Source organism: Ruegeria sp. G5, assembly GCF_056533365.1.
In genome coordinates this window covers 550078-570124 of record NZ_JBQFOK010000002.1, presented here as the reverse complement: position 1 = coordinate 570124, position 20047 = coordinate 550078, and the positions used below count along the sequence as shown (strand labels likewise).

General features: G+C 56.9%; 20 protein-coding genes. 11 read left to right on the top strand and 9 right to left on the bottom strand.

Annotated features, from left to right (window positions below; all coding sequences use genetic code 11):
• A complete protein-coding gene (locus tag ACR0BD_RS05915; protein WP_480829363.1) occupies positions 1–1152 on the bottom strand; it encodes an FAD-dependent monooxygenase in 1152 nt (383 codons plus the stop codon).
• Positions 1153–1223: 71 nt separating this feature from the next.
• The gene (gene dksA / locus ACR0BD_RS05910; RefSeq protein ID WP_480693917.1) at positions 1224–1646 is read right to left on the bottom strand and encodes an RNA polymerase-binding protein DksA; all 423 of its coding nucleotides are present in this window, start codon (positions 1644–1646) and stop codon (positions 1224–1226) included.
• A 372-nt stretch (positions 1647–2018) separates the two neighbouring features.
• Between dksA and ACR0BD_RS05905 the strand changes: the two genes are divergently transcribed.
• From ACR0BD_RS05905 to ACR0BD_RS05885, 5 genes are all read left to right on the top strand, one after another.
• Positions 2019–2864 carry an AAA family ATPase gene (locus ACR0BD_RS05905; RefSeq protein ID WP_480829362.1) on the top strand — a complete coding sequence of 282 codons (846 nt, stop codon included), beginning with the start codon at positions 2019–2021 and terminating at the stop codon, positions 2862–2864.
• 105 nt (positions 2865–2969) lie between these two features.
• Positions 2970–3419 carry an N-acetyltransferase family protein gene (locus ACR0BD_RS05900; RefSeq protein ID WP_480829361.1) on the top strand — a complete coding sequence of 150 codons (450 nt, stop codon included), beginning with the start codon at positions 2970–2972 and terminating at the stop codon, positions 3417–3419.
• Positions 3416–4780 carry a DUF2927 domain-containing protein gene (locus tag ACR0BD_RS05895; RefSeq protein WP_480829360.1) on the top strand — a complete coding sequence of 455 codons (1365 nt, stop codon included), beginning with the start codon at positions 3416–3418 and terminating at the stop codon, positions 4778–4780. The genes ACR0BD_RS05900 and ACR0BD_RS05895 overlap by 4 nt, the downstream gene beginning before the upstream one ends.
• 3 nt (positions 4781–4783) lie before the next feature.
• On the top strand, positions 4784–4954 hold the full coding sequence (locus tag ACR0BD_RS05890) for a hypothetical protein (RefSeq protein WP_480829359.1): 171 nt from the start codon (positions 4784–4786) through the stop codon (positions 4952–4954).
• 3 nt (positions 4955–4957) lie between these two features.
• Positions 4958–6142: a vWA domain-containing protein gene (locus ACR0BD_RS05885; RefSeq protein ID WP_480829358.1), complete on the top strand. Its 1185-nt coding sequence runs from the start codon at positions 4958–4960 to the stop codon at positions 6140–6142.
• A 12-nt stretch (positions 6143–6154) separates the two neighbouring features.
• Here the strand turns inward: ACR0BD_RS05885 and trhA are convergent, their stop codons facing one another.
• Positions 6155–6823: a PAQR family membrane homeostasis protein TrhA gene (gene trhA, locus ACR0BD_RS05880; protein ID WP_480829357.1), complete on the bottom strand. Its 669-nt coding sequence runs from the start codon at positions 6821–6823 to the stop codon at positions 6155–6157.
• 158 nt (positions 6824–6981) lie between these two features.
• Here trhA and ACR0BD_RS05875 point away from each other — a divergent pair, with 158 nt between their 5' ends.
• Complete coding sequence (locus ACR0BD_RS05875; RefSeq protein WP_480829356.1) at positions 6982–7671, top strand: M48 family metallopeptidase; 690 nt, start codon at positions 6982–6984, stop codon at positions 7669–7671.
• Between the two features lie 64 nt (positions 7672–7735).
• On the opposite strand, the gene ACR0BD_RS05870 is transcribed toward ACR0BD_RS05875, so the two are convergent.
• Genes ACR0BD_RS05870 through ACR0BD_RS05855 form a run of 4 tightly spaced genes read right to left on the bottom strand, consistent with a single transcriptional unit; the run spans position 7736 to position 12570 of the window.
• A complete protein-coding gene (locus ACR0BD_RS05870; RefSeq protein ID WP_480829355.1) occupies positions 7736–8284 on the bottom strand; it encodes an RSP_2648 family PIN domain-containing protein in 549 nt (182 codons plus the stop codon).
• Positions 8281–9483 carry an RSP_2647 family RNA methyltransferase gene (locus ACR0BD_RS05865; protein ID WP_480829354.1) on the bottom strand — a complete coding sequence of 401 codons (1203 nt, stop codon included), beginning with the start codon at positions 9481–9483 and terminating at the stop codon, positions 8281–8283. The genes ACR0BD_RS05870 and ACR0BD_RS05865 overlap by 4 nt, the downstream gene beginning before the upstream one ends.
• A gap of 38 nt (positions 9484–9521) precedes the next feature.
• Positions 9522–9794, bottom strand: a complete 273-nt coding sequence (locus tag ACR0BD_RS05860) for a hypothetical protein (protein WP_480829352.1) — start codon at positions 9792–9794, stop codon at positions 9522–9524.
• Entirely contained in the window at positions 9781–12570 is a 2790-nt protein-coding gene (locus ACR0BD_RS05855) for a [protein-PII] uridylyltransferase family protein (protein ID WP_480829351.1), read from the bottom strand. The genes ACR0BD_RS05860 and ACR0BD_RS05855 overlap by 14 nt, the downstream gene beginning before the upstream one ends.
• Positions 12571–12767: 197 nt before the next feature.
• Between ACR0BD_RS05855 and ACR0BD_RS05850 the strand changes: the two genes are divergently transcribed.
• The 5 genes from ACR0BD_RS05850 to ACR0BD_RS05830 all read left to right on the top strand — a co-directional run bounded on the left by ACR0BD_RS05850 (position 12768) and on the right by ACR0BD_RS05830 (position 16597).
• Positions 12768–13190 carry a DUF2852 domain-containing protein gene (locus ACR0BD_RS05850; RefSeq protein WP_480829350.1) on the top strand — a complete coding sequence of 141 codons (423 nt, stop codon included), beginning with the start codon at positions 12768–12770 and terminating at the stop codon, positions 13188–13190.
• A gap of 65 nt (positions 13191–13255) precedes the next feature.
• A complete protein-coding gene (locus tag ACR0BD_RS05845) occupies positions 13256–13687 on the top strand; it encodes an RDD family protein (protein WP_480829349.1) in 432 nt (143 codons plus the stop codon).
• A gap of 78 nt (positions 13688–13765) precedes the next feature.
• The gene (locus ACR0BD_RS05840; RefSeq protein ID WP_480693943.1) at positions 13766–14590 is read left to right on the top strand and encodes an arginyltransferase; all 825 of its coding nucleotides are present in this window, start codon (positions 13766–13768) and stop codon (positions 14588–14590) included.
• A 6-nt stretch (positions 14591–14596) separates the two neighbouring features.
• A complete protein-coding gene (locus ACR0BD_RS05835) occupies positions 14597–15001 on the top strand; it encodes a VOC family protein (protein ID WP_480829348.1) in 405 nt (134 codons plus the stop codon).
• 237 nt (positions 15002–15238) lie between these two features.
• Entirely contained in the window at positions 15239–16597 is a 1359-nt protein-coding gene (locus ACR0BD_RS05830; RefSeq protein WP_480829347.1) for a dicarboxylate/amino acid:cation symporter, read from the top strand.
• A gap of 57 nt (positions 16598–16654) precedes the next feature.
• On the opposite strand, the gene ACR0BD_RS05825 is transcribed toward ACR0BD_RS05830, so the two are convergent.
• Together ACR0BD_RS05825 and ACR0BD_RS05820 are read right to left on the bottom strand one after the other, a co-directional pair.
• The gene (locus ACR0BD_RS05825) at positions 16655–19009 is read right to left on the bottom strand and encodes a TRAP transporter large permease (protein WP_480829346.1); all 2355 of its coding nucleotides are present in this window, start codon (positions 19007–19009) and stop codon (positions 16655–16657) included.
• A gap of 17 nt (positions 19010–19026) precedes the next feature.
• Entirely contained in the window at positions 19027–19953 is a 927-nt protein-coding gene (locus ACR0BD_RS05820; protein ID WP_480693951.1) for a TRAP transporter small permease subunit, read from the bottom strand.
• Positions 19954–20047: the final 94 nt, after the last annotated feature.

Genomic DNA, 20047 nt, shown 5'->3' with positions numbered 1-20047 from the left:
TCAGTTGGTTACGTCGTAGCCATAAATCCACTCGTACTTCTTCGTCAGATGAGGCCCAAGGGCCATTAATGCCATTTGCGCCCCAAATCGCATCGGACCCCGCAGATGGAAGTTTCGCGCGTTGGCTCCAGCCGCTGAAACGACCTTGCGCGCGCGCGGGCGACGGCGGGTTTCAAAGTCAGACAAAGCCTGTGGAACATCTGGGTTTTCTTCAAAGCACCGGGCCAGACACCAAGCGTCCTCCAGCGCCAAGCAAGCACCTTGCGCCATGAAAGGAAGCGTGGGATGTGCCGCGTCCCCCAATAGCGCCACACGCCCATCCTGCCAATGCTGCGCGACGGGGCGAAGGAATAAGCCCCATATGTGGGTTTCGGTCACCTGGCTTAGAATATCTCGTACAGGTCCGCCAAAATCCGCGAAACGGGACCGCAGATCATCAGGATCACCTTGCAAACGCCACCCTTCCATCTGCCAGTCAGACCGTTCTTCAACGGCGACGACGTTCATCAGGCTCTGGTTCCTGAGTGGATAGGTCACGACGTGTCGCCCCGGCCCCATCGTCAAAGACGCACATGGCTCGTCGGTACGACTGGTCCAGGGTATCGTCGCCCTCCATGCCACCTGATGCGTGAACTGGGGGTCTTCGGCGCCGTTCAGGTTGGTACGGATCCGACTGCGCCCACCATCCGCAGCGACCGCACATTCGAACCGCAACCGCTCTCCACCTTCCATCACGAATTCGACTTCGTTCGGATGCGTAATAACTTCTGCGACTTTGGTGCCCAATCGAATGTCGACCCCGGCATCGGTTGCGGCAAGGTAGAGCAAGTCCAACAGGTCGGCTCGGTGGTAATAGTATGTCGGCCCCGCCTTAGGGCCGGGAACGCGGCTGATCACCCGGCCTTTTCGGTAATCCCGCAAGATCGTACCGTACGACCTCTGCCCGGCCTTGGGCGTATCTTGAACCACGTTCAACGCCTTCAGGACGCACATGCCATTCGGGCTGATCTGAAGGCCAGCACCTACCTCGGTCAACGCAGGGGCCTGCTCAACCAAAGTGACCTTCGCCCCTTTTTGACGCAGCGCCAGAGCTGCTGCCAGCCCCCCTATCCCGCCGCCAATGACACCAACAGTGATACCGTCCATCCTCATGATGTTGCCATAACGCAAAAACGCCAGAGCTACAGGCCCCGGCGTCTTTGGCTTCGTAGATTTTTCAGCGATCAATCGTCGCGGTGAACCTTTTCGCGGCGTTCGTGACGCTCTTGTGCCTCAAGCGTCATGGTCGCGATCGGGCGCGCATCCAGACGTTTCAGCGAGATCGGATCGCCGGTCATCTCACAATATCCGTATTCACCTTCGTCGATGCGGCGGATGGCCGAGTCGATTTTTGCAACCAGCTTGCGCTGACGGTCGCGTGTGCGCAGCTCAAGCGCACGGTCGGTTTCCTCGCTGGCGCGGTCGGCCACGTCCGGAATGTTACGGGTGTTGTCTTGCAGACCTTCGATCGTGTCGCGGCTGCCTGCCAAAAGTTCGTTCTTCCAGTCCAACAGCTTACGACGAAAATATTCAAGCTGCCTGTCGTTCATAAATGGTTCGTCTTCGGCTGGACGATAATCTTCGGGCAGAAATACTTCCTGCTTCATCTTTGCTCCCTCGGTGTGGCCTGCAACGCCGAGTGCTCTCTCTTCACCAGACATGAGGCATTCCCTTCTGCGGAGCGTTTATCCGACGGCGCGGGGATTGTCACTATGCAAACGTCGCGCAGCCTGTGCTTGATGATATCGTGTCTAAATATGAGACATCAAACAACAAATCCTTGTTTTTCTGTGAAAATTGCCGGGCGTTTTTGAGGCAGTCCCCAAAATGCCGCAGGAGGTGTTAGCGCTCGAATCACGCAAAGCTGTTGGAGTTGCAGGGCAATTCCGTTTCAGGCGACGCAGCGACCCGGGTTGTAAAAATCTTCACCCCTCTGTAACCCCAAAGGCACAGGCCGCGCGATACATCATGAGGACCCAATGACCGCACGTTTCCAAGGAACAGCCGAGTATGTCGCAACAGACGATCTGACCATCGCCGTGAACGCTGCAGTGACATTGGAACGCCCTTTGTTGGTCAAGGGTGAGCCCGGAACCGGCAAAACCGAGCTGGCGAAACAAGTTGCAGGTGCACTTGGGCTGACCATGATCGAATGGAACGTGAAATCCACCACCCGCGCGCAACAGGGGCTGTATGAATACGACGCTGTCAGCCGTCTTCGCGATAGTCAGCTTGGCGACGAACGCGTGCATGACGTGTCGAACTATATCCGCAAGGGCAAGCTGTGGCAGGCGTTTGACGCCGACGAAAAGGTCGTGCTGCTGATCGATGAGATCGACAAGGCAGATATCGAATTTCCCAACGATCTTCTGCAGGAACTCGATAAGATGGAGTTCCATGTTTACGAAACTGGTGAGACGATCAAGGCCAAGAACCGTCCCATCGTGATCATCACCTCGAACAACGAAAAGGAACTGCCGGACGCCTTTCTGCGCCGCTGTTTCTTTCACTATATCCGCTTTCCCGATGAGGCCACGATGCGCCGCATCGTCGAGGTCCACCACCCCGGCATCAAGGATGCATTGCTGACCACGGCGCTGACTCAGTTCTACGAAATCCGGGAGACTCAGGGGCTAAAGAAAAAACCTTCGACCTCCGAGGTGCTGGACTGGCTGAAACTTTTGCTGGCCGAAGATCTGACCGCAGACGACCTGAAACGCGATGGTGCGAATGCGCTGCCCAAGCTACATGGCGCACTGCTCAAGAACGAACAGGACGTGCATCTGTTTGAGCGTCTGGCCTTTATGGCGCGCAGTAAACGCTGAACATCCGGTGATCGGCCTTGCCATATGGCAGGGCGGATGCCAGCATTGGTTAACGACCGCCCGGCGTCCGAACGCGGGACCACCTGAACAAATGGGAACAGCTGAGTGTCTGACACCGTAACCATACGCGCGCTGCGACCCGAGGACAGGGCCGAATGGGCCGATATGTGGCACGACTATCTGGCATTCTACGAAACGACCGTCCCGGATGAAGTATATGACAGCACATTTGCCCGTCTCTTAGGCGACGACCCCAATGACTTTTCGTGTTTTGTCGCCGAAACAAACGATCGACTGGTCGGCCTAACGCATTATCTGTTTCACCGTCATGCGTGGAAGATCGAAAGCGTGTGTTACCTGCAAGACCTCTTTGCCCGCCCCGAGGCGCGCGGCACCGGCGTAGGACGCGCCTTGATCCAAGCTGTATATGACGAAGCGGATCGACAAGGCGCACCGTCCGTCTATTGGTTGACGCAGGATTTCAATCACACGGCCCGCAAGCTGTATGACCGTATCGGCAAACTGACACCCTTTATTCGGTACCAACGCACATGATGCGGCTAGGCGCGATCTTGTTCGGACTGGCTTTGGCCGGATGTACAACGGTTACACCGCCCGAACCGCCAACGCGTGTAAAGGCTTCAGAAGAAATACTGCCTCCAGCCAAGGCGTTTTCGGCGTCACGCCCGACACCGCCCGGACGATCCAACGCCAACATTGCCCAAGACTTCGTATCCTTGCACTTCGCCTTGGAAAGCGGCACGGCCCTACCGATCTTTACACGGTTCGAAGGCCCAATAACTGTAAGGTTGACCGGCCAGATCACCCCTTCGATGCAGCGCGATCTGACAAGGCTGATCGGACGCTTGCAGCGCGAAGCAGGGATCGACATCCGTCAGATTCAGGACGGCACCGCAAACATAACCATCGAAGCGGTCAGTCAGGCGCAGATACAGGATATTCTGCCACAAGCCGCCTGTTTCGTTGTCCCCAACTCTTCAAGCTTTGAAGAATACAGCCGGGACCGACGCAAACAGAAAAGCAGCTGGTTGCGGTTGCGCAGCAGGGAAAGGCTGGGAATTTTCATTCCATTCGACGCCAGCCCGCAAGAAAAGCGCGACTGTCTGCACGAAGAAATCGCGCAGGCTCTGGGCCCGCTGAACGATCTGTATCACCTTCCGGATTCGGTCTTTAACGATGATAATGTCCACACCGTCCTGACCGGGTTTGATATGCTGATCCTGCGCGCCGCTTACGCGCCTGAACTGCGCAGCGGTATGACGCGCGAACAAGTCGAGGCCGTTATCCCTTCGGTGATCGACCGCCTGAACCCGTCCGGGGTCGGCAGGCCGGTGCAGGAAACCGGCGAAACCCCACGAGAATGGATCAGAGCCATTCAGAGGTCCCTCAACCCAAACCGGAACTTGCAGACCCGCCTCAGATCAGCCGAGACAGCGGCGAGGATCGGAGCGGAACAAGGATGGACCGATCATCGCCGCGCCTACCCCTATTTCCTGATGGGACGGATGGAACAGTTCGACAAACCGGACGAGGCGCTGCGCCATTATGATCTGGCGCTTCAGTACCTGCGGACATCGCCAAGTACCGAAGTGCACCAAGCCTACATAACCACCCAGCTGGGCGCATATGCCTTAGCACAGGACCGCGGCCCCCAGTTCTTGCCAGAGCTGGACAAGGCCATCGACGTAATGACCCGGGCCGAAAACGCCTCACAGTTGGCGACGTTGTTGCTGCTGAAATCCGAAGCGCTAAATCAGGCTGGTAGACCAGATCAGGCACGTTCGGTCAGGCTGGACAGTCTTGGATGGGCGCGATACGGGTTTGGCTCGGAAACGGTGGTCCGGTCGCTGATGCAGGATGTTGCTGAGGCACCGTCGGAAAACAGAGGCGGTTAACGCATGGTAGTGGTTCTGGGAATGGCGATACTGGGGGCGATCCTCGGGACGCTGACCGCTCGTAAACGCAATGGCAGCGGGGCCGACATGGCACAATACGCCGCCGGGTACGGAATTGCTTTTGCCCTTGTGGGGCTTGTTATGTCTTTGATCCTTGTGCGGCTGCTAACCTAGACGATGTTTCTGCCCTTTTTCGATAACCTCCGAAAAGCCGGGATACCGGTCTCGCTGCGCGAGTATCTGACGTTTCTGGAGGGTATGAAAAAAGGGTTAGCGACCTATGATGTCGAGGCGTTCTATTACCTTGCCCGCGTTTCGATGGTGAAGGACGAGCGCAATATCGACAAGTTCGACCGCGCCTTTGCCGCCAGCTTTGAGGGGCTGGAAGAAATCAGCTTTGACCAAGTGCTCGAGGCCGTCGACATCCCAGCCGAGTGGTTGGCGAAAATGGCCGAAAAACACCTGTCCGAAGAGGAAAGAGCCGAGATTGAGGCACTTGGCGGGTTCGACAAGTTGATGGATACCCTGCGTGAGCGCCTGAAAGATCAGCAAGGCCGCCATCAGGGTGGGAACAAGTGGATCGGCACTGCCGGAACGTCTCCGTTCGGTGCATATGGGTACAATCCCGAAGGTGTGCGGATTGGCCAAAAGGAAAGCCGCCATCAACGCGCGGTGAAGGTCTGGGATAAGCGCGAATTCAAGAACCTTGATGACACGGTCGAACTGGGTACACGTAACATCAAGGTCGCACTGAAACGACTGCGCCGCTGGGCGCGCGAGGGTGCCGCGGATGAGCTGGACCTTGACGGCACGATCCGCGCCACGGCAGAGCATGGCTATCTGGATGTCAAAACCCGTCCCGAGCGCCACAACGCGGTAAAAGTGCTGCTGTTTCTGGATGTTGGCGGCTCGATGGATCCGCATATCAAAGTGGTTGAAGAGCTTTTCTCTGCCGCGCGAACCGAGTTCAAGCATCTGGAATATTTCTATTTCCACAATTGTCTGTACGAGGGTGTCTGGCGTGACAATCGCCGCCGCTGGGATCAACAGACCCCGACGCATGAGGTGCTGCGAACCTACGGCCCCGACTACAAATGCATCTTTGTCGGCGATGCATCCATGAGCCCGTACGAGATTGCCTATCCCGGCGGCGCGAACGAACACTGGAATCCAGAGGCCGGACAAGTCTGGCTGCAAAGGGCACGCGATCAGTGGTCTTCGAACCTATGGATCAATCCGGTGCCCGAGAAATATTGGGAATACACCCATTCAGTCAGCATGATCCGTGAAATCTTTGAGGAGCGCATGGTCCCGATGACCCTTGCCGGATTGGAACAAGGGATGAAGGAATTGACGCGGTAGCGGATCTACCCGCTACACCTGCAAGGCAGGTGCCCACGCAATCCGGAATGACACGGCGATGAAGAACAACAAGCTGCCGGTCAGAACGAAGACATGCCAGATCGTGTTGTGGAACGGCAAGCAGTCCAGCAGGTAAAAGGCAATACCGGCAGTGTAAACGATGCCCCCCGCGATCATCAACGCGACGACCGGTTGGGATAGGTCGGCCAACAAGGATTGACCTGCCCAAATCGCGGCCCAGCCCATCAGCACATAAAGCGCCAATCCAAACCATCTGAAGCGATGCGGGTCGACCATTTTCAAGATCGAGCCGAGCGTCGCGGATGACCACAAGCCGATTAACAAACCTGTCGAGGGCACACCGGACAGCAGGATGAACGGCGTGTAAGTCCCTGCAATTTTGACATAAATCCCGGAATGATCCAACCGCTGTAGCAAAGCGCCCCATCTGTCAGACTGCACCATGTTGTAAAGGGCGGAAAACGACAGCATCAAAATGAGCGTGAACCCATAAACCGACGCCCCTAAAACTGCGAGAGGTTCAGTCCGGTATTCCGCCGTAAGCACGATAAGAACAGGCACAGCGATAATCGCTGCAGACAAACCGATAATGTGAACGACCCCGTCGCTGATACGTTCAGCGCGGCTATAACCCGGTCGGATATCGGCAAAAGACCACATATATCAATGCTATGGCGCTGAATGGCTTGCGGCAAGTCTAACGGTCGCAGTGTTTCACGACCTCACCACGGGTTGACCATTTGAGAGTATATCGGCTGGACATGTTTCACTGGCCATTTCCTATTGCTCTCACAGCAGTCGGGACCCATATCTAAGGCATGCTTCGCCTTACCCCGATCCTGCTGGCAATTGCCTACGCCGTCGTCATGTACCGCATCTCTGTTTGGCGCACACATCGCGAGTTGGATGCGAAGTCCACGGAGCTGGCTGATCCGGCCTTGAAACGCATGACGGACCGTCTGGCTGCCGCACTCGAGATTGAGCGGGTGCCGGTTTATATTTACGAAATTGACCCGGTGAACGGTCTGGCCGCGCCAGATGGGCGCATTTTTATAACGCGTGGGTTCTATCGAAAGTTCCGCAACGGCGAGGTATCGGCCGAGGAAATGGCGAGTGTCATCGCGCATGAATTGGGCCATGTGGCATTGGGGCATGCACGCCGTCGCATGATTGATTTTTCAGGTCAGAACGCGTTGCGGGCCGCGTTGATGATGCTTCTGAACCGGTTCATTCCCTTCATAGGTGCCTGGATCGCGAATATTTTGACCCACCTTCTAGCGTCACGTCTGTCGCGCGGCGATGAATACGAGGCCGATGAATATGCTGCCGCGCTTTTGACAAAGGCAGGGATCGGAATCGGGCCGCAAAAATCGCTGTTTCACAAACTGGAAGAGTTAACTCAGCAACGTGCCGGGGTAACGCCCGCGTGGTTGATGAGCCATCCCAAGACCGATGAGCGCGTTGCTGCGCTGGAGGCGCTTGAGCGGCGCTGGGGTGCAGGCGGATAGGTCGGGCAGCGAGGGGCCAGCCCCTCGCGCTCCCCGGGATATTTATAGCCAGATGAAGAGCGGATCAGTCTTGAATGGCAAGCGCTTTGCCAAGGCGCGGCAGACGCGCTTTTTTCATCAACGCGCGAAGGGTCCATTGATCACCTGATAGACGGTTGGCTTGTTCCAACACTTGGTTCGCGACACCTGCTATGCCTACGGCGTCATCGCGCCAAAAACCGCGCAGAAGGCCGTCGGGGTCGCAGCGTTGGAGGCCCTCTTCGGCAAGGAGGTTACGCGGAAAGTCTTTGGCATTGACGGTTACGATAACATCAGCTGACGCGGAAACAGCCGTCGCCAAGACGTGAATATCAGCACTGTCGGGTAGCCAAAGGCGTTGTTCGACGCCGGGTCTGGTCACATGCTCGGCTTGTGACCAGCCGGCCTGAGTCAAGGCGATCTCTGCGCGGGCCTGAGCTTCGCCCGTTGGGCCGAGCTTGCGGGCTGCGCGCGCCCATTCTTCGAGGATGCGCGCGGACCAGATCGGTGTGAAATGGCCCAACCGGGCTGCGCCCAGCAACATCTCTCGCATCACCGTTGGATAGATGACGCAGGTGTCCAGAACCGCCTTCACAGCCGAAAAAACACAGATTTCAGATAGCCGCTTTCAGCGAGTTGAGGCAGCTGTGGGTGGTCAGGCCCGGCAAAGCCCGTATGGATCAGCTGCGCCGACCGCCCCGCCCGGCCGATGCCGCGAGACGAGGCATCGCGAAACCGCCCAAGATCAGCAGCATGAGAGCAAGAGCACAGACCCAGGTAACCGCCCGGTTTGACCAATGGCGTCGCCAGCCTTGCCACGCGCTCATATGCGCGCAGACCTGCGTCCAGCGCCTGTTTTGAGGGTGCGAAAGCAGGTGGATCGCAGATTACAACGTCAAATCGTGCGCCTTCTTCGTTCAACTGCGCGAGTACGTCGAACGCATCGCCTTGCCGGGTTTTAAATCTGTCGGCACATCCGGACGCCTTAGCCCCTTGCATGGCCAAATCCAAAGCCGCAGATGATCCATCGACCGACAGCGCCTGCCCTGCTCCGCCCGCCAGCATGGCCAATCCAAATCCCCCGACATGACTGAAAACATCTAACACTTTAGCCCCGGGTTTCACCAAACCGGCGGCGAAAGCATGGTTCGGGCGCTGATCATAAAACAGGCCGGTTTTTTGCCCACCCGTCAGGTCCGCCATATAGGTCGCACCATTCATGGGAACCGGCAGAGGAGCATCTGGTGCCGCGCCGCGCAACGTGAGGTTCACATCATCTAACCCTTCCAGCCCACGTGTCCTGCCCGACGCGTTTTTAAGGACTGTCGAGACCCCGGTCACTGCGACCAGCGCATCGGCGAGGACCTCAAGATGCGCTTCGGCCCAGGCTGCATTGGGTTGGATTACACAAGCATCGCCGAACCGGTCGATGATAACACCCGGGAAACCGTCTGCCTCGGCGTGAACAAGGCGGTAATATGGTGCGTCAAACAAACGTTCGCGCAGCTCAAGGGCGCGCTGCAATCGCGTTTGGAACCATTGAGCATCCAAGGTTGCGTCAAGGTCGCGATCCAGTACACGGCACATAATTTTGGATTCGGGGTTTACCGCGACCAAAGCGATAGGTGACCGCTTGTCGTCTTCTAACACCGCCAGAGTTCCTGCTGGTATTTTGCGCGTTCGACGATCCGTGACGATGTCATTTGCGTAGACCCAAGGGAAGCCGTGGCGCACGCCGCGCGCGTTGGCTTTGGGTTTCAGGCGAATACGGGGGCGATCGGCGGATAGGGTCATGACGCCCTCATAGAGGCGAACCGTCCGAGGGAAAAGCCCTAGCGCGGTCGAGACCGCCAGCCACCCCGTCGTTTCGGAGCTTTTGCAGCCTGCAGACCCTCGGCCAATACTTGCGTCATGGGATGCTCTGCCGCGTGTGCCACAAATTTCTCGTGCAAATCGCTTAGTGCCTGCGCTTGATCGCGATCTGCTGGCAGGCTCAACGCCCAATCTAGGAAGATGCTGCGGCATTCAGGCAAAGTTATCCCATCGATGCGGTACGCCTCGTGGATCAGGCCCTTGTGATCATTCGGATCGTCACTGCGCGCCATCGTCATCCTCCGTAATCACGCGGCCGATGATCTCGGCGGCGGTGTCGTAGCTTTCCTGAAGCGCGGCCTGAAGTTGTTCGACCTGCTCAAACCCTGTCGCTCGACACAGGAATCCAGCGCCGCCTTCGCCAATTTTGTCGGCCTCAATCACCTTGCCAGACAGCAGCCGTGCCGCGCATTGTACCGACCAGCATAAGTCGTAGCACTGTTTCAGCGTCTGCGCCTGTGCGACATCCAATAGATCAGCAGCGACCGCAGCTTCTAAACCGGTGTGCACGTCACGTTCTGCCACGCCCGACAACAACGCGCCAGTCTCGGCCATAAGCTCGATATCCATTAGGCGACCCGCGCCGTTTTTGGCATCCCAGATACCCGCAGGTGACTTTGCAGCGGCCAGGCGGCCTCGCATCTCGGCCACTTCGCGCAGAACATGGGCGCGGTCACGCGGTTGCGACAGCAAGTCAACGCGAAAAGCTTCGATATCATCTGCAAGGCCATCGTCCCCAGCCACAACATGCGCGCGTGTCAGGGCAAGGTGTTCCCATACCCATGCCTCTTCTTGCTGGTAGTTTTTGAAGCTTGCCCAACTGGTGGCGACCGGCCCCTGGTTACCCGAAGGGCGCAAGCGCATATCGACCTCGTAAAGCTTGCCTTGTGACATCGGAGCAGACAGCGCGGTTATCAATGCCTGTGTGAAACGCGCGTAGTAGGTCCGCGTGGCCAGTGGACGCGGCCCCTCCGACATCTCCTGATCCTTTGGGTCATAAATGACGATCATGTCCAGATCAGATTGAGAGTTTATCTGCCCCGCTCCTAGCGAGCCCATCCCAAGAACAGCAGCGCCCCGCCCCGGGGGCGGCCCGTGCTTCGTGGCGAATTGTGTCGCAACGCAAGGCAGGATCGCGGCAATTACGGCGCCGGCCAGATCGGCATATTGCCGTCCTGCCTCGGCCCCGTCGATCAGGCCGCGCAAATGGTGCACGCCGACACGAAAATGCCATTCCTTGCACCAACGCCGCGCCAAATCGAGCTGCCTTTCATAGTCGGATTCTTCGGCCAGTGCTTGTTGCAGGTCAGCTTGCAGAGTTGCCCGCCCGGGCCAATCATCAAAAAAGCTGCCACCGATCACGGCGTCAAACACAGATGCGTTGCGCGACAGATAGGCCGCCAGCGCATGCGACGTGCCGACGATATCAACCAAAAGATCGATCAGGTGAGGGTTGGCTTCGAACAGCGAGAATAGTTGCACCCCAGCCGGTAGGCCCGAAAGAAACCCATCCAGCGCCAACAAGGCCTCGTCAGGTTTTGCGGTCTTCGCCAACCGAGACAACAATTCGGGCTTCAGGCGCTCAAAAATCCGCGCGCCCCGCTGCGACCTGAGCGCGGGATACGCTGGCCAGCGTGCCATAACGCCCTGATCGAATGTGACAGGTGGCGGAGACGCGACCGTTGCACCGCCCGGGGCAAAGAACCCCTCGGTCAACTCATGCACCTCGGTCAGGCGTTGTGTCAGATCAGCCGTCAGCTCGGCGCTGTCGATCCCCATGAGGCAAGCCACGCGTTCGATCCCGTCGGGTGTTTTGGGGACTTTGTGGGTTTGGGCGTCATGGACCATCTGGATGCGATGCTCGACTTCGCGGTGCGCACGGTAATGGCCAGTCAACTTCTCGGCCACATCTTGCGGTACCCATTCCTTGGCCGCCAGCGCCGCAAGCCCTTCAACCGTTCCGCGCACGCGAAGATCAGGATCGCGTCCGCCCGCGATCAATTGACGGGTCTGGGTGAAAAACTCGATCTCGCGTATGCCGCCCTGCCCCAGCTTCATGTCGTGCCCCGGGATGGTCAGGGTGCCCCCGGTCCCTTTGTTCTCGCGGATACGCAGCCGCATGTCGTGGGCGTCCTGTATCGCCGCAAAATCCAAATGACGTCGCCAGACAAAGGGGCGCAGTGTTTCTAAAAACCGCAGCCCTGCTTGGATATCCCCTGCGCAGGGACGTGCCTTGATATAAGCGGCGCGTTCCCATGTACGGCCCAAGCTTTCATAGTAACGTTCCGCAGCCTCGGTCGCTATGCAGACCGGCGTCACTCCGGGGTCCGGGCGCAGACGCAGGTCGGTGCGAAATACATATCCGTCTGCCGTCTTGTCGCTGAGCGTCGCGCAAAAGTTGCGTGTCGCGCGCACCATTCCGTGACGGGCATCGTAAAAATCATCCGGCTCAAAACGCGTTTCGTCGAACAGCACGATCAGATCAATGTCTGAGCTATAGTTCAGCTCGTGGGCACCCATCTTACCCATCGCAAGAACTATCAGGCCGGCGGCGGTTTCGACATCACCCTCGGCCATTCCCGGCAACTTGCCACGGCGGATCAAAGCAGAAATTTCGGCCTTCGCGGCCACATCCACCGCCAAAGCGCCAAAGTCAGTCAGCGCGGCAGTCACTTTTTCCAACGGCCACGCACCAGCAAGGTCTGCAAGCGCTGTCAACAAGGCAACCCGTCGCTTTGCCTGACGCAAACCCGGTTTTAATTGGTCCGAAGGCAGTTCCTTCACCGCCAACATAACCTCGGCCAAGGCCTGATCAGGCTGTTGCATGGCCTGCGTCAGCCAATCCTTTTCCCGATCCATCAGACCTTTAAGGTATGGGCTGGATCCTGCAGTACCGGCAATCAATTCGCCTTGTTCTGGTGTCGCTACGGGCACCAAGGCGCGCGTTTCATCGCCCAAAGACCGATCAAACGGGCGCGGCATTCTGCGAATGACAAGAGCGTCAGGCATGTACCCTCCAGCGACATACTGTTCAGAGATGGCCTGATTTCAATGGCCTGCACAAGTAGAAAGTGCGGTCGTTCCAAGGGTCTTAGCTGTCCCATCTCTTCCAATGTAAAAGTTTTTCACATTTGCCTCTTGCAACACCCGCAGCAGCTACCATCTATTGAATGTGAAAACGATTTACATCAACCCGGAGAACGAACATGACCGCACTGACCAACCACGCCGTCCCTGAAAATCCGGGATGGCTTTACCGCGCCGAATCCTGGCTTGACGGCAAGGGCAAAGGGGCATGGATCGCGGCCATGATCCTTGGATTTATCCTCTTCTGGCCTGTCGGCCTTGCCCTTCTGGCATATATGATCTGGAGCAAACGCATGTTCAACAAATCCTGCAGCCGCCGCAAAACTTGGCACAGCCACATGAGCGCGATGAAACCTTCGGGCAACAGCGCGTTTGATGCCTATAAGGCCGATACGTTGGCCCGCCTTGAACGCGAACAGAAAGACTTTGAAGCGTTCCTGCATCGCCTCCGCGAGGCCAAGGATAAGGCCGAGTTCGACCAGTTCATGGACGAACGCGCACGCGAAAACACCGACGATGCGGAAAGTGACGATCGCGCCTGATGCAAACTTGCCCTGCCCCGCGTTTCGGGACAGGGTAACTTGAATAACCAGCCGGAAATAGTTGAATGACCCACCTGCCCGATCCCGACCGCCAGCCTGAGTTTTATCAGTCGGTGGCCACCAAACGATTTGTCGCTTGGCTGTTTGATATCGCCCTGATCTCGTTGCTATGCATCGTGCCCGTCTTCCTGACACTGGGTACAGCGCTTTTCTTTCTGCCGTTTATCTATGCGGTCGTCAGTTTCGTCTACCGCGTTGTCACTATTTCAAATGGTTCGGCAACTTTGGGCATGCGCTTTATGGGGATTGAACTACGCGATTCATTCGGCGCGCGTATGGATCTTGGGAAAGCGGTGGCCCACACGGCTGGTTACTTCATCAGCATGACTTTCATAGTGATACAGGTCATTTCGGCCGTCATGATGATGACCAGTGCACGTTGTCAGGGCCTGACTGATGCCTTCCTGGGAACAGTGATGATCAACCAACGCGCGTAAAATAAAGCAAGCCCCTTGAATCACTTGGCGGCTCCGGGATCGGTTGTTATCATCCGGTCCAGGAAACACAGGACGTTCATGCGACACACGCTGCCTATCGCGCCACAATTCTATGTGACGGCACCACAGCCTTGCCCATATCTTGAGGGCAGGATGGAGCGTAAACTATTTACAGCCCTTCAGGGCGAAGGCGCAGATCAACTCAATAACTCCTTGTCTCAACAAGGGTTTCGCCGATCTCAGAATGTCCTGTATCGACCGTCATGCGCGGATTGCGCGGCCTGTCTTTCGGCGCGTATCGACGTATCGGCTTTTACCCCTAGCAAAAGCCAGAAGCGGGCGGCGAAAAAGAACGCCTATCTGCAGCGCAAAGCCAACTCACCTTGGGCGACGGACGAGCAATATGAGCTGTTCCGCCGGTACCTTGATACGCGTCACGCTGACGGTGGGATGGCAGACATGGATGTGTTCGAATTTGCCGCCATGATCGAGGAAACCCCGATCCGCAGCCGGGTTGTCGAATATGCCGATCCTGAAACCGACAATCTGATCGCCGTCAGCCTGACCGATGTCTTGGATGACGGCCTCAGCATGGTCTACTCGTTTTACGATCCGCAGCAGCCACAAAGCTCTTTGGGGACCTATATGATCCTCGATCATATCGACATCGCGCGCGAGGCGGGCCTGCCCTATGTTTACCTTGGCTATTGGGTGCCCGGCAGCCCGAAAATGGGATACAAAGCCCGCTTCTCGGGGCTCGAGGCCTATATTCGCGGTAAATGGGTGCGCGTGGGCGATCCATCTGATTTGACAGACTCCAGCCACCATCCTTTGTCGACCGCACCGATCGCAGAGCAGGTGGCGAATATTCAACTGCCCGATCGCCACCCGACCAAAGGCTGACAGCCCATGCGGCAATCGCTTCATGCGGTGACTCTGGTCGTGCCGAACTATGACGAGGCAATTTCTTTCTTTACCGAAAAGCTGAATTTTACCCTGCTCCAAGATATCGACTTGGGTCACGGCAAACGGTGGGTGCGCGTTGCACCGCCGGGGTCTGAAGGCGGCACCTTACTCTTGGCGAAAGCGGACGGACCCAGCCAACGCACTGCTATCGGCAATCAAACGGGCGGACGCGTTGGGTTCTTTTTGGAAACAGATAACTTCGATCGCGACTATGCCCAGATGCGAACCAATGGCGTTCATTTCGAAGAACAGCCACGAAACGAAGTATACGGCAAAGTCGCCGTTTGGCAGGACCCTTTTGGGAACCGCTGGGACCTCATTGAATTCCGCAGCCAAGAAGGCCCATAGGGTAGTTTTTGAAAGGGCTGCAGCGGCCATATCCCAGCCTTCTGCGCGAAAATTAAGCAAACTTAATGTTTCGCCTATTCTCTGGGCAGTTGAAACTTGCCCTAACGTCACCACCTAATTTCAACCCCCGTGCAAATCCGCACATTTAGCTGGCCCGCCTCTCTGGGCCTCACTGACTTTGCAGTTCTGGCGGCAGGCACGTGACCTGCTGTTCGGGGTTTGGGAAGAGGAAGTTAAATGACACATATGTTGCGTAAACTGGTTTCAGCAAACCTTACAACTCAGATCCTGACAGCATTGGCGTTGGGGTCCATTCTGGGATTGGCCCTAAACTATTGGCATGTTCCGGTCCTGCAGGACACGCTGGTCAACGGTTTGTTCACGATGATCGGGCAAATGTTCCTGAACGCCCTTCAAATGCTGGTCGTTCCACTGGTGGTGTTTTCACTTTTGTGTGGCGTTGTCGGCATAGGCGACATCAAAATTCTTGGGCGCGTTGGCGGCCTGACATTTGTGACGTACCTGGCCACCACCGCGCTGGCTGTGATGACGGCGTTGGTCTTTGCCAACCTGATCAATCCGGGCATTGGCTTTACCGGGATGCACCTTGCAGATCAGGGCGTTTCTGTCGCGTCGCAAGAAACGGCATGGCAAATTCTGGCTAACATCATTCCAAAGAACCCCGTTCAGGCTTTGGCCAATGGGGAAATGCTGCAGATCATTTTCTATGTGATCGTTGTCGGTATTGCTGTTTTGATGATGGGCAGCCGCGCCAAGAGCTTTGTAGAGGGTTGCACCTTCGTGAATGATCTGGCGATGAAGATCGTTGGAATTGTGATGGCGTTCGCCCCAATCGGCGTTTTCTGCCTGATCGCCAAGACCTTTGCGATGGAGGGTTTCAGCCTATTTGCTCCGGTCATGGGATATCTGACGACGATCACGCTGACATTGGTGTTCCACCTGTGTGTGACACTGATGGTCTTGCTATATGTCTTCACCGGCCTCAGCCCACGCGAGTTCCTGCGTAAGATGCGTTCGGCACAGGTCTTTGCGTTCTCGACCTCAAGCTCGAACGCGACGATCCCTGCAAGCATGCAGTGCGTGACCCAGCGTGTGGGCGTTGATCGCTCGGTCGCGTCCTTCGGCATTCCGCTGGGCGCAACGATCAACATGGACGGCACGGCAATCATGCACGGTGTCGCCACGGTGTTCCTGGCAAACGCCTATGGGATCGACCTTGGTATTGGTGGTTACATGACCATCATCTCGATCTCGGTTCTTGCCTCGATCGGGACCGCCGGAGTGCCAGGTGTCGGTATCGTCATGCTCGCCATGGTCCTGAACCAGCTGGGCATGCCTCTGGACGGGATTGCGATCATCCTGGCTGTGGACCGGATCATCGACATGATGCGGACGGTCGTTAACATTACAGGCGACGCCGTGGTCACCACCGTCGTTGCGCAAAAGGTCGGCAAACTGGACCGCGCTGTATTCAACGACCCCGAAGCTGGCACCATGACATCGCAGTCTTTGGAAATAGACCACGAGACAGAGACCAGCTTTGCAGAGTTGACGCATGCAAAAGCACAAAGCTGAAAACAAAAAACCGGAGGCCAACAGGGCCTCCGGTTTCGCGTTTCTATTTCCGCCAGATCAGTTCGGGATCAAATCCGGAACGATGGTGACGATGGACGGGAAGAACCAAAGGATCGCGATCCCCACCACCTGGATCAAAACGAACGGTATGATCCCGCGGTAGATATGGCCCGTCGTGACCTCTTTCGGGGCAACACCCCTGAGATAGAACAAAGCAAACCCAAAGGGTGGCGTCAGGAACGACGTCTGCAGGTTCACCGCAACCATGATCGTGACCCATTTCGGATCGAATGACCCGCCGTAAATCACCGGACCCACGATTGGGATCACGATGTAGATGATCTCAAGGAAATCCAGCACAAAGCCCAGAATGAACAACACCAGCATCACGATCAGGAAGACCGTGAATTCGTTGTCGAAACTACGCAGAAACTGCTGGATATAGTGCTCCCCGCCGAACGAGATCACCACGAGGTTGAGCAACTGCGACCCGATCAGAATGGTAAACACCATCGAGGTCACTTTGGCCGTCTCGCGCACGACCGGTGTCAGAACACCGCTCGCAAACAGGATCCAGCATCCGTAGAGCAAACCGAACAGGGCAAACAGATATGCGCCGTATGCGATGATAAAGGCGATCCAGGTTTCAGCCGTGGCACTACCCTGATTGATCCGCAGGTCAAAGTTGACCCCCATCAGTAGGGCAATGATCACCGCAAGTGTTGCCCAGATGATCACCTTGCCGGACCGGCCCTGATCCTGAAGCTTGCGATAGGCGGCCAGCATGATCGCGCCGCCCGCGCCCAACGCGGCCGCAGGGGTCGGGTTGGTAACACCACCAAGGATGGATCCCAAAACCGCAATGATCAGGACCAGCGGTGGGAAGACCACTCGGATCAGATCGTTTGTCGCGCAACGCGCCGCCGCTTCCTTACACCCGTAGATTGCCAAAGCAAACGGAACCGCCAGCATGATAAAGGTCGCACCTGATGAAGTGACGGGCGAGATCAGGACGACGTCGACCAACAGCATCAACAGAAGACCGATTGCCCCAACAATCAGCGGCTGCGTCGGCTTGGACGGCGCGATACCCCGACCCATGACCAGCGTCAGACCCAGAAGCAGGACCATGACCGCAACACCCGTACCGATCGGAGCCGCGGCTGCAATCTTTGCCTCTTTGGCAGCAGCCAGTTCTTCGTCGGTCAACCGGGTGGACTCGGTAGTTCCCCCTGCTGCGTCGATTTCTTCCTGCTCGGCGACGGCTTGATCCCACGCGGATTGACCGTGCAGCTCGATCATCGAGATCTTGCACTCTTCGGACACATTGGTGCGCAGCGATGCGCCCTGCCCGATGTCAGAGAATGCCGAAACGGTGGTGTTCTGGCTACCGATCACACCCGCACTGCTGAGAAGAACAGTGCCAACGATCAGCGCAACCGGTGCACCCAACAGCCAGGTCAAACCTTCGGAGCGGGTGATTGGCTCTCCGCTGCCGCCAGAAATCTCAACGGCGGGTGCCTTTTCCGGATTCAGCAGCGCGTAACCAAAGGCATACAGCGCGTATAGCAAGGCCAGCATGATCCCCGGCAGCAGCGCCGCCTGGAACAATGTGCCAACCGAAACCACGGCGGGCTCGCCCAGATAGGTCAGCGCATCGGTACATCCGGCCTCAACGGCGCGTGATTCCTGCGCGGTTGAGTACAGATCGCCGGCCAGCGTCCCCAGCAGAACGATCACGATCGAAGGTGGAATGATCTGACCCAGCGTCCCCGAAGCCGCGATCACACCCGTCGCCAATTCCGGCGAGTAGTTGTTTCGCAGCATGGTCGGCAGTGCCAGCAGGCCCATCGTTACCACGGTCGCACCCACGATACCGGTCGAAGCGGCAAGGAATGCGCCCACGACAACGATCGATACAGCCAAGCCACCCGGCAACGGGCCAAAGACGCGCGCCATTGTGGTCAACAGATCGTTCGCGATTTTTGAGCGTTCCAGCGTGATGCCCATCAACACGAACATCAGCACAGCCAGAAGGGTTTCGATCGACTGACCCGCCAATACCCGTTCATTCATACGGTTCACGATGAACGAGACGTTGCGATCCAGCGCGGTTTCCCACCCCTGCACAAAGACCGGCTCGGCTATCCTTGGTAAGTCCGGAAAGCGGAAAACCGAAACCGAGTCAGGTTTAACCCCAGAGTTCACAAGGTCTTGGTAGGCCTGCGAACTAGTGTCAATCGCCTGGTGGATCAGCAATCCTGCGCTGTCCAGCGCGGCGATAATCCCGAAAGAGATTACCCCTGCGCCACCGATAGCGAAGGCCACCGGAAAGCCCGAAAGGATGCCCCCGAAAAGGCAGAAGAATACGATAATGAGGCCTATCTCGACGCCATCAAGTCCGAATAACATAGTCTGGGTCTCCGTCCCTAATGTGCGCCTTCGTAGGCTTCTTCACCCTCGCCAAGGCTGTCCTTGTCGAGGTATTTTCCAACGCTGTCCGGTCCTTCCGTGTATTCCAGGTACGAGCGGTACAGGAACGCAATAGCGTGCAGGAACACCATGGCAGCAAAAGCAACCAGCAGAATTTTGAACAGGAAGTAGGCGTTGAATCCGTTGGGGCTGAACCCGATGGTTTCCACGTTCCAGCGCAGCGCGCGGGATTTGGCCACCAGGCGATCCAGCGTGTCACTCGCTGAGGGTTTCGGCACGATCAGGTGACGCCACATGAAATACCAGCCGTACATCCAGGTCAGCACAGCCATCGGCATCATGAACAATACGGCACCGCACATGTCCACGACACGTTTCGCGCGGTGGCTAATACCCGCATAAATCAGGTCAACGCGCACGTGCCCACCCTGCACAAATGTGTAGGTGCAGCACAGGCAGACGACCATCGCATTGTAAAGCTTCAGCTCTTCTGCAAACCAGCTGATGTCCATTTGGAATGGGATACCGAACCCAAATGCCATGTCAGGGCGTGTAAAGACGCGCTGCATGAAAACGATGATGATCTGTTGGATCACCATCAACAAACCAGCCCATGCAAAGAACCGTCCAGTCGTGTTCGCAAACCCTTCAAGGACGCGGACCATGCCCCACATGAAGTTCCGATAGTACAATCCGAACCCTGTCAGAACGAGGAACAGTGTGAAGACCACAAAGAAAAACTCGACCGAACCGCCATAGTAGACAAAGCGCATGATGGCTTCTTTGTCCGACCAGTTCAGCCAGAGCTGCGGATGCGTGATGGCATATCCGAAATTGTAGAAGGCTTCGGCAATGTTCTGAATGAACCATATCAGCCCATTCCACAGGGCGCCGAAGAACGAGATACCGTTATCGTCCTGCATGTTGTCCCCAGGGTAGCTTCAGTTGCACAGCAGCTTTTTCTTGGCGTGTCCAGGCCACGCTTGTGCAAAGGGAAAGGCCTCCCCGCACAGGGCG